Source organism: Paenibacillus sp. J22P59 (assembly GCF_059383895.1).
Window position 1 is genome coordinate 85,215 of sequence record NZ_JBXENX010000016.1, and the last position, 12,398, is coordinate 97,612.

Annotated in this window: 15 protein-coding genes; 4 read left to right on the forward strand and 11 right to left on the reverse strand. The window is 43.8% G+C overall.

Annotation, left to right across the window (positions count from 1 at the left end; translation table 11 throughout):
* Positions 1-153: 153 nt before the first annotated feature.
* Complete coding sequence (locus tag AC50YO_RS22550) at positions 154-1,179, reverse strand: aldo/keto reductase (RefSeq protein WP_494850486.1); 1,026 nt, start codon at positions 1,177-1,179, stop codon at positions 154-156.
* 156 nt (positions 1,180-1,335) lie between these two features.
* Here AC50YO_RS22550 and sigZ point away from each other — a divergent pair, with 156 nt between their 5' ends.
* Positions 1,336-1,854 (forward strand): RNA polymerase sigma factor SigZ, encoded by a 519-nt coding sequence (sigZ, locus tag AC50YO_RS22555; protein ID WP_494850521.1) that lies wholly within the window; start codon positions 1,336-1,338, stop codon positions 1,852-1,854.
* Positions 1,855-1,961: 107 nt separating this feature from the next.
* On the opposite strand, the gene AC50YO_RS22560 is transcribed toward sigZ, so the two are convergent.
* From AC50YO_RS22560 to AC50YO_RS22600, 9 genes are all read right to left on the reverse strand, one after another.
* Positions 1,962-2,699, reverse strand: coding sequence for a hypothetical protein (locus AC50YO_RS22560; protein ID WP_494850488.1), 738 nt, complete (start codon positions 2,697-2,699; stop codon positions 1,962-1,964).
* A 97-nt stretch (positions 2,700-2,796) separates the two neighbouring features.
* The gene (locus AC50YO_RS22565) at positions 2,797-3,240 is read right to left on the reverse strand and encodes an SMI1/KNR4 family protein (protein ID WP_494850489.1); all 444 of its coding nucleotides are present in this window, start codon (positions 3,238-3,240) and stop codon (positions 2,797-2,799) included.
* Positions 3,241-3,281: 41 nt separating this feature from the next.
* Entirely contained in the window at positions 3,282-4,496 is a 1,215-nt protein-coding gene (locus AC50YO_RS22570) for a hypothetical protein (protein ID WP_494850491.1), read from the reverse strand.
* A 19-nt stretch (positions 4,497-4,515) separates the two neighbouring features.
* Positions 4,516-5,538 (reverse strand): hypothetical protein, encoded by a 1,023-nt coding sequence (locus AC50YO_RS22575; RefSeq protein WP_494850492.1) that lies wholly within the window; start codon positions 5,536-5,538, stop codon positions 4,516-4,518.
* Positions 5,539-5,562: 24 nt separating this feature from the next.
* A complete protein-coding gene (locus tag AC50YO_RS22580; protein ID WP_494850493.1) occupies positions 5,563-6,123 on the reverse strand; it encodes a DUF4303 domain-containing protein in 561 nt (186 codons plus the stop codon).
* Positions 6,124-6,243: 120 nt separating this feature from the next.
* Positions 6,244-6,810 (reverse strand): Imm44 family immunity protein, encoded by a 567-nt coding sequence (locus AC50YO_RS22585; RefSeq protein WP_494850494.1) that lies wholly within the window; start codon positions 6,808-6,810, stop codon positions 6,244-6,246.
* A gap of 28 nt (positions 6,811-6,838) precedes the next feature.
* Complete coding sequence (locus AC50YO_RS22590; protein ID WP_494850495.1) at positions 6,839-6,982, reverse strand: hypothetical protein; 144 nt, start codon at positions 6,980-6,982, stop codon at positions 6,839-6,841.
* Between the two features lie 406 nt (positions 6,983-7,388).
* Positions 7,389-7,619 carry a hypothetical protein gene (locus AC50YO_RS22595; protein WP_494850496.1) on the reverse strand — a complete coding sequence of 77 codons (231 nt, stop codon included), beginning with the start codon at positions 7,617-7,619 and terminating at the stop codon, positions 7,389-7,391.
* 337 nt (positions 7,620-7,956) lie between these two features.
* Positions 7,957-8,304 (reverse strand): hypothetical protein, encoded by a 348-nt coding sequence (locus AC50YO_RS22600; RefSeq protein WP_494850497.1) that lies wholly within the window; start codon positions 8,302-8,304, stop codon positions 7,957-7,959.
* A 201-nt stretch (positions 8,305-8,505) separates the two neighbouring features.
* On the opposite strand from AC50YO_RS22600, the gene AC50YO_RS22605 reads away from it, so the two are divergent.
* Positions 8,506-9,234, forward strand: a complete 729-nt coding sequence (locus AC50YO_RS22605; protein WP_494850498.1) for a VWA domain-containing protein — start codon at positions 8,506-8,508, stop codon at positions 9,232-9,234.
* Between the two features lie 224 nt (positions 9,235-9,458).
* Here the strand turns inward: AC50YO_RS22605 and AC50YO_RS22610 are convergent, their stop codons facing one another.
* Positions 9,459-9,929 carry an Rv1443c family protein gene (locus AC50YO_RS22610; RefSeq protein WP_494850500.1) on the reverse strand — a complete coding sequence of 157 codons (471 nt, stop codon included), beginning with the start codon at positions 9,927-9,929 and terminating at the stop codon, positions 9,459-9,461.
* Between the two features lie 87 nt (positions 9,930-10,016).
* On the opposite strand from AC50YO_RS22610, the gene AC50YO_RS22615 reads away from it, so the two are divergent.
* Together AC50YO_RS22615 and AC50YO_RS22620 are read left to right on the forward strand one after the other, a co-directional pair.
* Positions 10,017-10,400, forward strand: a complete 384-nt coding sequence (locus AC50YO_RS22615; protein WP_494850501.1) for a hypothetical protein — start codon at positions 10,017-10,019, stop codon at positions 10,398-10,400.
* 133 nt (positions 10,401-10,533) lie between these two features.
* A complete protein-coding gene (locus tag AC50YO_RS22620) occupies positions 10,534-12,261 on the forward strand; it encodes a MutS-related protein (RefSeq protein WP_494850502.1) in 1,728 nt (575 codons plus the stop codon).
* Positions 12,262-12,398: the final 137 nt, after the last annotated feature.

Consider the following 12,398-nt stretch of genomic DNA (forward strand, 5'->3'; position numbering starts at 1 on the left):
CAAATTGAATCAACCGTTCTTATTAATGATAAGGTTCTCTACAATTCTCGGGTAAACTGAAGTTTTCTAGGAGCTTCACTCTGCCTAAGCTTACGAGGGCAAGACAGATCGTCAATAGCCATCTGCCGCCGACGATCTATTCTTGACTATAGTTTAATATTTTGCATGCTTTCTTACGATAGAATCATCACTTTCCAAAAATGGCCATGCCGGGTACTCGATTGGTAAGCGGCTAACCTCATCCAGTCTGAGCAATTCATCACTTGTTAGAATAATCCCGCTTGAAGCAAGGTTCTCCTGTAATTGATCGGGCCGTTTTGCACCAATAATGACACTCGTTACGGCTTTCTGATTCAGAACCCAAGCAAGAGCGATTCTGGCCACCGTGGACTTGCGCACTGCCGCAATATCCTGAAGTGTGTCGATAATTGGAAATACTTTGTCTTTGTCGACCGGAGGGAATGGAACATTCGTATGACGGTCATTGTCATTGCCCGGATTATCCCGCGTGTATTTCCCAGACAGGAAGCCCCCGGACAGCGGACTCCAGACGATTAAGCCCATATTTTGATCCTGAAGCACTGGGATGATTTCCCGCTCGATATCACGCGCGGCGAGAGAGTAGTAAGATTGGCTGCTCTTGAAAGCGTGAAGTCCGTGAAGCTGCGAGAGACCCCGAGTTTTCATGATATTCCATCCGGTCATATTAGAATTGCCGATGTAGCGAACTTTCCCGCTCCGAACCAGATCATCGAGAGCCCGAAGTGTCTCTTCCCAATCCGTTAATTGATCGGGGTTATGGACTTGATACAGATCGATATAATCCGTTCCAAGCCTCTTCAAGCTTGCTTCGACTTGCCCAATGATATGCAAGCGAGACAACCCGAGCTCGTTCGGACCAGCTCCCGTGCGTCCTCTGACCTTCGTGGCGATCAGGGCTTGATGCCTTTTGTTCTTCAGCGCCTTCCCGAGAATTTCTTCCGATTGTCCGTCGGAGTATACGTTGGCCGTATCAAAAAAATTCACGCCAGCATCCATCGCTTGATCGACTAGAATGCCCGACTCCTTTTCGTTCAGACCACCGAAAACACCCCACTTTTCGCCGCCGCCAAATGTCATTGTTCCAAGTCCTATCTCCGATACCAGCACTCCCGTATTGCCAAGCAAGTTGTATTTCATCTTATTTACTCCCTCCAATATTTGGTTTATATTAATGGAGACGTAGCCAAATCGAAATGGACGCAAATAAGAGAAATATTTTTTGAATAAATTTCGTGGAGTGAGGGGACCGCACCGATGAATCTAGAGCAATTATGGGATTAATACCATGAGCACATCCGGAATTTCGTTTTGCAAAAAACGAATCATCACACGGATACCGAGGACATTGTACAGATGACTTTTATGAAAGCTTATGAAGGGATGGCTCGTCTGCAGGATGAGGAAAAGAGACGCACATGGATTTTTCAAATCGCAAGAAATAGCATCATTGATCATTTCCGGAAGGAAAAAAAGGCAGAGGAACTCCTAGATAACGTGAACATTGTGGAAGATGAACCAATCGGAGATTGTAATTCGGAGGCCACTGAAGGGATGATGAACATCCTGACTCGCATGCCTGATAAATATCTGGAGGCGCTTGAGCTTTCTGAGCTGCAGGGCATGTCGCAGAAGCAGTTAAGCGAACATCTGAATATCTCCTATTCGGGAGCGAAATCCAGAGTGCAGCGAGGCCGCGAGCTAGTAAAAGAGATGATGACAAGCTGCTGCGCTATCGAAGCGGACCATTACGGGAATATCGTCGAATACTCCATCATTCAGAATGAACCAAAATCAAAGAAGAAGTCCGATTAATAAATCCGGCATGTCATGAGTTCCCTGAGAGAACTGATCACATGCCGGAGTCTCCGGAGTAAAGCCAGCTTCATGACTATTCACGCATCTAAGGTATACCGAGATCATTATGAAATCGTTTCGCAACCTTTTGACAAGAGCCATTGCTTTATGACGGCAAATGCCTGAAATGCATCCTGTTCATAGAAGACGGCTACCTCTTGTTGGTAAGCATAATTCAATCGTACATAGCCACCCAGTTGCCGATAAAACAGGAAGCAAGCATACGGAGTCTCAATGGTCAAATCCGTTGGAAGATCCGCTTGGCACTCTCCAGCCAGCTCAGACAGAGAATGCTGGTCCTGTCTCGGTGGCAGACGCAAAAAGAGATGGCTCCGAGTGCCCGTCCACGGTTCATAATAGACGGCTTCCTGTGGGCTGCTTCCATATACCTGGCGGTATAGTTCGTCTAATACCAAGGCATACGTCCCTTCATCTTCTTGCTCCCGTGCCTGCAGCGAAATGGACGTTATGCACTCCGCATGCCGCGGCAGCCAGAGCAGCCCGGCCGATTGGGGATGTACGGCCAGAAAATCACCGTCCACCGTCGTGCCTATAGCAATACACTCACTGATCTGCTGCTCAGTAATGGGACTGTTTTCGTCAAACTCCCACAACCCGTACTCAGCAAAAGGCACTAGTACCTCTGAATCTGGTAATTGGACATTTATCCACCCTCTGTAGGTCCCTTCACCGAATCGCTGCAAAAACTGAAGATAACCTGGTGGATAAATAGCGGCGTTTCCCTTCGCAAGCACTTGGATTTGGCTCTCAGACAGCGGCTTTGGTCGAGATACGATGTACATGAATACTCCCCCTGTCTTTCAATTCGCTAATAGATTGCAAGATGGACGTGCAGGACTCCATACCACCTCGACCACATAATCTATTGAATTGGACTAATTACCATTCACAAAAATTTTCCTCGATCATTTCCTCGAATGAGTCTGCCAATAACTTGATCTCCCCGGTATCGTGATAACAGATGAATACCTTTCCTGCCTGATTAATAATAATCGGATCGCCTGACCCGTCCATAGAAATGACATAACAGGTTTCCAACACCTCTGCAAAAGGAAGTTCCTTGAACTGCTCTCGAAACCCCAGCGTCAAGTCGACAACCGTCTCATTTCCGAGGCTAGAACCATTAGAGAATGCATGTATGGCAAGACCTGCATATGCTCCTCCAAACGTCTTGATAAAGTGTATGTAGTCCTCATGAAAGCTCACATTCAGCAACTGCTGGGCCTTAACTATCTCCTCTTGGCTCGCTGGAATGCCTACTAATGTTTTATTATCATCCCGATTGAGAAAAATCTTTAATCTGTCCATTAACGCATCTTTCATAGGATATCTCCCTCCTAGCGCCTTTCACAATCTCATTGTAATCAGTAATCTCGCGCTGCATCGAACCAGCGTTGAGCCATCTCCTCGGCTATAGGCTGGCCAATCTGATGATTGGACTGGCTGAGTTGCCATACTGCTTCTCCGAGGTCCTCTCTTTCGGTGGTTTCGATGCCTTTAACGGTATTGAAGCGGACGGTGAAAGCGGTAATGGCTTCCTCGGCATCCGCAAAGGTCCGGGCCAGGGCCAAAGCTGATTCTGCAACGCAATAAGCTTCGTTAGCCAGCTTGGCCTGACGTTTGGACCAAGACGAGAACGGGCGCCCATATTCGGTCGTCCACCACTCAGGCTTTCGCAATTGGCTCACTGAAGCATAGTCGGTCCACGGGCGGGCTTTAGCGCGTGTTTTCAGTTGCTGCCTAAGGCGCTTGCCTGCGGTATCCTCCACATTATAGGCGATTAATCGGTCAAGCAAAGGCCAAGTATCCAAGGGCGGCAGGTCCTTCAGATCAGGCATGAAGCGGAGCTCCAGAGTCGTTAACCCGGTATGACAAGCCAATGCATCCAGATCGCAAAAGTTCCCCCATAAACTCAGAGAGTTAAGGTTTGGGAACCGATCTAGACACTTCAGCGAGATGGGCTGTCCCAGCGGCGTATTTTGCAGCGTCAGGTTCGTCACTTGGTACAATTCGCCCAGGTCGGGCAGCATGAAAGGAGAATCATTCTGGCGTCGACTGGTACGAGGCGCTAGTATCAGTGAAGACGGCATATCGCCAGTGGCTAAGAAGCGTGATAGATGACCAGACACGCTCAAGCGGAAAGGTCTCTTCGGAAGCTTCAAGCTCAGGCTCCCTCCCGAGCCGCCCAACTCGATGTGCAAGCCATACAAAATAGACTCTCTGGCATCCACCACCATATCATCGGACAGGACCGGAGCCCACGTCATCTCTTCAATGGGACGTTTCTGCGCCCAATCTAAGAAGCTCGTGTCACTGCCTGTATAGTACAGAAAACGTGGCCAAGGTGAGCCAGCCGGTGTAGTAAAGGCATCGAATACAGTCCAATCGATACGCGCATCTGGCGCGACGTGAAGGTCCGCCTTATTCCCCAATTGCGGCGATCCAATGGATAGGCTGCCCACACCGGGCTTAATGACAAGCGTATGGCTATGAGGACCCGTCAGGTCAATGGAATAACGACCGGCTTCACTAATAGAAGCAGAAGGGCGAGCTTGGTTATCATTTGGCACTTCCTTCATCCTTTCTTCTGCCCTTGATTTAGATGCTCCACTTTTGAAAACCCAACTTGGATAAGGAAGCTTGTATTTCTTGATCTACTTTGCTTCTGAAGGTCGTGAATTCCAATTCGGACAATGCACTCGGAAGCTTTTGCTCGATGAAGGAATCAAAATGGATAGCCGTTTTTTCAACGCGGAGCTTGCGCAGCGAGGGCAACAGCTCCATTCCCGACAAACGAGCCAAGCCTTTACAATTTGAAATGGTTAGCTCCTCCAAAGCTTTTATCTCACGCTCAAAGCCGATTTCATTCAGTTGGATTTGATCCTCGATGACAAGGCTCGTTAGTGCTCGGAAGTTCGTAATATTGGTCAGGTCATGAAAACCGCGAACTCTACAAATCTCCAGATGATCGATTTCATTGTCTTCGATTTCCTGAATATGCTCTCGCCCACCAAGCAAAATACGAAGATGCTTCAACTTTTTCAATCGGTTTATAAAATGTAACGGTAATTTACTAATCGAGTGCAGCGCGAGGTAATTCAAATCTTCCAAATACCCTATAGCATCCAGGTTTTTCACCTTGCCCCCAACATGCAAATGTTCCAAATGAGAGAACTCCTTAAAATATTGCAAGTTGAGAAGCTTTCTATCCGAGAAAACAACTAACTCTCTTAACGAGCGCAACGAGTCTATTCCCAAAATATCCGAATTCTCCTGCTCATAAATGTCCAGATTCAAACTGTGCAAATGCTCGAGCTCGGCCAATGTTTCGGTGTTGTGGGCCTGGACGAGACTATTGAGATACAGCATTTTGACATGGGGAATTCTAAGCAGCGTACGACCATCGAATGAGAGGGAATAATGCCCATAAAAACGCACGCCAAAATTTTCATCAAAGATTGTGCAGAGCTCATCCACTTCCTCCAAAATAGAGCCATAAAAATCCGGGTGGGAGAACTGAACAATCACATTGTTACCATCATTCAAATCCTGCTTGATCTGTACCCGATCCAGTTCAACAGGATCATTGATCAGGATCCTTCTTTTCCATTTCTTACGCATTCGTATCCTCCTATGTGCCTGCTATTACTCCGCCGCTTCCGCCAACCATGCTTGCATAGCCGGGAACTCCACCCGATTCAAACGCCGGGCAATTTCGGTATTGATTTCAACCGGCGGCATAACCTCGACAAGTACGCACACTGACTCCCGCAGTTGATTCAAAGCAAACAGGCCTTCTTCATCAAGCATTTTCATCGCCAACTCTATCGCATACAGCCTCAACTCAAGCTCACGATTCCTTTCGTCAGCCTCAAGTCCCTCCATAGCAGGACGCTCAATAAATAATTGTTTAACCTCATCGAAGTTCTCATCCCTGAAACAACAATAGGGCGAATCAGCATAGGACCATTTGACGAGCTCCGCAATCGTTGATTCCGGCATGTCGCTATCGTTACCTTGCCTAACCGCCTCCCTCTCCAAGGCCTCCCATGACCAAGCGGAGATGCTAGGAGCATGACCCTCCTCAGTAGTAAATAGAGTGCAGTAATAGAACCGCTCGCCATTGTCAAAAAGAGTGCGAAAAGACATTCTGGCTGCACCAGCGATCTTTGCCGCCAGCGCCTCAATTTCTTGCGTCGGTTTCATAACTTTTGCCCCTTTTGTTTTTAATTGTCTGAATCGTCACTAGCGATCCCATTCCATAGAGATGTATGACAGTTGTAACCTTATTGTCAGAGCTTCAGCATTTTTTCCCAAAGTTTCATTCTACAACTGATATGGCGGGGCTTTTTCTGCTGCGACATTGTCCGGGTGAATATCAGTTGGCTCATAGTCATGCATGCGGAGAAGGATATACTCTATTTCCTCTAGTTGCATTTGCAATCGTCGGCTGACCTCGTAACCCCCCATATTCTGCGCAAGTAGCGTCCTTGCTTTATTGATTCTTCCCTCCAACCAATTATTTTCTAACATCCAATTTTTTACCCTAATCAATAATTGATCTTGTGTTTTCTCATCTACGTGCTTTTTATACTTTGCAACAGTCTCCACCATATAATCATAGAGATAAATGCCTAGAGCTTCGCGTTGTTCATTCTTAGACATCCGTTGATAATGCTCATAGATAATGCTGATGTCTATATATAGAACGTGATCCCTGCTATCAAAACGTCTGGATGTTTTTCGACCATAATTTTCAGGTAAAACGCGCAATACAAAAAAGATATCATACGGAAACTTCCATGTTTCTGCCAATTCCTCTAACGGCAACAATTCATCTCTCAATTGTCCGACGCATGTTCCATGTGTATCTAATGAGAAATCTAGCTTCATTCATGCCTCCTTGGAAAAATGCTGACTTTCAAAGAATTTCTTTATTTATAACGAACAGCCGTAAGTGTCGCTTCTTCATCAGATGACTTGCATACACAATCCAATGATCAGAAATAAGCGGATTAATCTGCGGCCCATCTCCTGTTATCAATGTCTCGGTTCCCTTCTCCAAATCAGCTAGGTATATGCTATTCCCCTCCAATATAACGACGCTGTTTTGCAAAGAAAGTTCCTATTCACTTACAATAATAGTTGGAAATACTTTGAATACACTTTCGCCAGCCACGATAAGGCCATACTCGTTGCCGCGAAACCCGTCGATGATGTTCAATCAAGGAAGGTGCCATACATGGAGCTAATTGCTTCACAAAAAAAAGAAGACAGGTCGTCAAGGTAATTCTTGACGACCTGTCTTCTAGTTAAAGTATTTAGAAGGCTTGCTGCAATAGCGCCTCCTGAATGTGGGTGTGGGTCAAAACCACCGCTCCATTTATTAAATATGTAACCTCATAGTGCTACTCATTAAAAGCGATTGCTATTTTCTTCAATGCTGCAAGAAACTACTCCGGTCTCTGCTTCTATTGTGAGGGTGATACTTTTTTCAATGCCTCTTTCAATTCATCTTCGGATTCTGCGAATTTATAAAAGAAAATGCCATTAATATCTTTTATTTCATGCTCAACTAAATCTAGAGCTTCATAATATAAAGCGACTTCCACTACAGGTCCTTGACCTACTATTTCGACCCCTTTTTTAATTGGGACAACCAGAAAACCATCCTCTGTCTTATCGGAAAGGGTATTAAACACGCACTTGCCACCTTTGCGCGTCAAATAGTCTAGTTTTTCGGGATAATAGTTTTTGGAACCACATGGTAGCTTGAATGATGTTCTAAGAGACAACGAGATAGCCCTCTTTCATTTATTTTTTATATAAGTATAACTAATTTCATTCGTATTGCAACTAATAATTAATGGTCAAATCTATCTCTGCCCAAAATCTTATTGGCTTCATCACATATTATCATTATCCCCTGTGTTGCTCTGATTCGTTTTAAATTTCAAATATAATTCATCAACTTCTCCTCTTGTAAAACCATACCGTTCCTCTATAAGAAATAACATGTCAGAGTCTATACTTACTCCTTTATACTTTTGTAAGACTTAGTTTATAAAAAATAGTATCCCGATTAGCTGGAATTACAGCAGTAGTAAGTAACCCATTCTTAACATACATCGTGTCCCCTTTATAATACCATTGCTCGGCATCACTTACAGCTTCACCCTTCTCATAAGACCATTGATCATTCGTTACCAAATATTCAACTGCATAGCCTTCAGGAAGATTAGTCTGTATCTCTAATTTAAAAGAAGTGCCATTTCTTAATAGCAGCAAAGGCTCTGAAAAATGTACATCGAGCGGCTCCTCTTTGATATTACCGCTGCAACTGGATAATAGTAGAACAAACAAACCAATTATCATCATTTTCTTCATATCAAAATCCTCCAAAATACCTATTTTTACAATCATGATCATGACTTTAACAGATTAGAATATAATTAACAATCATTAACATATAAATATATCATTCTGCCCCTATCTGGAAATACATAAGGCAAGCATAGTATAATCATCTAGAATAAATTTACCATTTGCGGACAACATGTCTATTGCGAAATTGAAGGAGGATTTATTTTGAGTATTGAATTAGCGAAGAAGCAATTTATTGATCTTAAGAAGAAAGCCGCCGGCTCTATCGAATCGTCTGGCCTAGGAAATCAAAAGGCAAAGGTTGCTTTAGCACTAGATATTTCGGGTTCCATGTCCGAGCTATTCAGAACCGGCAGAGTACAGAAGGTTGTTGAAAATTTATTGGCACTTGGCGTTAAATTCGATAATGACCAAGCCATAGATATCTTTTTATTTGGCGAGAATGACTATTATGTTGGTGAGCTTCGTGAGAATGACTTCTATCAATATGTAGAAAAGAAAATCACACCTAAGTATTCGCTTGAGGCCGGTACAAATTATGGCGGCGTTATGCAAAGAATTATTTCTCATTACATCGAGCCGAGTAAGGGTCTATTCGGCAAATTATTTTCCAAGCCAGATGCCAAGCCGTTGGAAGAGCCTGTCTTTGTTATTTTTATTACGGATGGAGATAATTCAGATAGGGTTAGAACCGAGAAAATTATCAAGGAAGCTTCTAATAAAGGGATATTTTGGCAGTTTGTTGGAATCGGCAATGCACAATTTAATTTCCTGCAAAAGCTCGATGATCTCAGTGGAAGATTCATTGATAATGCCGATTTCTTTAAATTAAATGATATTAACCGAATCAGCGAAGAAGAACTGTTCAAAAAGCTGCTGACGGAGTTCCCTACTTGGATTAAAGAAGCAAGAAGCAAAAATTTGATTAAATAATATAAGTTCATATAACAGAACAAAATGATAAGTATATGACAAAATAGCGTTACAGGAGCCTATTCCTGTGACGCTATTTTCATGTGCTCTATGACAATCTGCTTAAAGTGAGAATATGGGAAGCGAAAGCGACCCAGCCTCTAGTCTTACTTGTAGCAGCCTGCGAAGTAGGATTGCCCCGTTTATATTATCCCTCACAGCCTCATGCTGCGATCGTTGTCGGCTCAACTGCCTTGTTTTTGCTCCAGTCCACCCCGCTTCACTAACTGCTTCAACCTGAAATGTCTATATTTGAAAAACAAATAAACACCTGCATAGGTAGGCCAGGACAATAACCCATTATCAAAATATAATTCGTCCTTAAATATCGTCATTCGAGAATCCGTTTCAATAACCCGCATCGTGTGCCGCCACGTTCGAATTAATTTCCCAGACTCATCAGTTGCCAGCAGGGCATTCGTATCATCTATTTGCAAGAAAGAGATACGGTGGATGCCCAAAGGGAACACTCCGCAAATAAACATGTTAAATGCATAAGTATGTCCCTCCGACCAGATCTCAGGAAAGCCATCTTTACCTGCATACTTAAAGGCCATCAGAGGAGATGCTACTTTTCTAAAGGTAGATGTGCTCTTTAAATTCGACCATAGAAGTTCTGCTGGAACTGCAAGCTTCGACTGCATTTTAATAATCATGCGATCCCCCTATTCGTTTCACTAGGCAACTTTATTGGTGCAATTTGCGTCTAAAGGGCATCATTTACAGCGAGGAGATAGCCACCTATGAAGAAATGGATCATTAGCTTGCTTGCTATCGCAATAATAGGCGTAGGAGTGGGCATTGGCATTGTTATATATACCAAATCCTATTATCCCCCACTCCCCATAGACTCCGTTACAGTAAGGGATGCCGTTAAAGCAGGCAAACAATCTTCGGAAGAGATGGTTAAGATAGCAGAGGAACAACACGGTTCCTGGTACATCTTTCGAAGGAATGACAGCAATGCCTCAGATCATCTGAAAAAACATATGAATCGTGAGGGATGGACCTTCAAAGAGCAAGAAGGCTCCGGATATTTTTTTGAAAAAGACGGAAAGACTGTCATTGTCGGAAGCCAAATGTGGACAAGACGCTATGTTTTATTTCAAATCCCGCAATTGGGCTAACGCTTTGTCCTGCCCAATTACTCTCTGTATTCCCCAACTATATATACATGGGTTCACTTAACTGGACAATAATTACATATTATGCTTTGATAGAGTGGTGCACTTATTTTATACATATAGAGGTGTATCCAGAATGAACACTTTACTGAATGAACCGATTAGTCTTCTTTATCCTTCAAATAAAGGAGGCTATGAGGTCCGTTTCTCAGAACAAGACTTCAAAGAGCTTGAGCTCACTGCTGTCATTCATGTAATGGATGCCGACCATAAGCACTTTAATGAAATCAAAGCTATTTTTCAACAATTAAGCTATAAACCGGAGGTCATCCAACATAGGCTGGATATTATCGAGGATTTGCTAGAACATCCACAGCTTGCCCGCTGTTTGGAAGATAGCTTGCCGACAATCTCTGAGCTGAGATTTACTTCCGGCAAAAACTATGCCATGGATAATGAATTGCTGCAAACCGTATCCCGTCTTAAGGAGCTCGGCATTTATGTGGAGTTTATTAATCAATTGCTTAACGCCTTCACTGGAGCAACACAGTTGAAATCAGCCGGACTATGTCGTCTTAGAGATCGCATTATTTCCCTATCCGAGCAAACTGAGTATCAACATCTGACTACTCAATTGCCCAAATTAAAAAAAGGGCTTGATTCAATCTCCAGCGTGACGGTTGGCATCAATTTTGATGCCCAACTAAATCCAGTGCAGGCTACCTTGATTTCGATCAATGACGAGAGGTTCACAGGAGCATCCCTTCTCGGCAAATTGTTTACGGGCTCTAGTCACTATCAAGGCATTTCCGAGCTTTACAAGGACCCTGACCAAATTGAAACTAACCTCTATGTAAGCAAAGCAGATAAGATTTCCTATGAAATGTCACCTGAAGAAACGGATTTGAGAAGGTCCTTATTCCGAGATCTTAAGAAGGTACTTAAAAATGTTCTGAAGCCCATCCAGCCTGTTATAGACAGCTATTCAAATACTCATTTCAATTGGATTCTGTCTTTAGAGACTGATATTGCTTTTTTTGTAGGAGCCATTAAATTCATTAACAGAATGCGTGACACAGGTCTGCCGATGTGTAGACCAAATGTTCTTCCTATGGAGAAGCGGGTTTCCATTCTACACAATAATTATAATATCAATCTTGCCTTGCGAATGTCCTCGAAATACCCCAATGGCCGACTAGATGAATATTTAGTTTCGAATGATGTCACCTTCGATGAGCATGGCCGCATTTTTATATTAACAGGGCCCAACTCCGGGGGCAAAACGACCTATGCGCAGGCGATAGGCCTAACGCAGGTATTAATGCAGGCGGGTCTGTTCGTTCCTTGCAGCAGCGCAAATATAAGCCCCGTTGATGGCCTGTATCCCTACTTTAACGTTGAAGAAAACGCTATTCTTGAAACAGGTCGACTCGGTATCGAGTCCCAACGGATCGGTGATATTTTTCAGCATGCAACCCCCAATAGCTTGATCTTGCTGAATGAGTCTTTTTCTTCTACTAGTCCAGGTGAAAGCCTCTATTTAATGAAAGATATCGTTTGTGCGCTTAAGCTTCTTGGCTTGCGTGCCGTAATCGCCACACATTTGCATGATTTAGCGGAAAGCATTGATCAAATTAATGCCGAGACTGGCGGAAGCAGCAAGCTAATCAGCATGGTCTCTGGCATTAAGGAAGCAGCTGAACAAGCATCTTCCTTATCGAATCGTTCCTACAAAATCCGGCCCGGCCGCCCACAAGGTCAAAGCTTTGCAAGAGATATCGCTAGACAATACGGCATCAGCTTCGACCAGCTTATTCAAACCATCCAGGCTCGAAATGTAATTAACGGCAGTCTGGAAGACTAGGAACCGAGCATGTTGATTAGCACCGCTATACCCTTCATAATAAAGACAGGCTCAGCGAGAGTCGGAATAGCTTGCTGGGTATAATGAAACGATAACTATACGGGAAACCTAAGCAAATCAAATGGACAAGGAGTGAG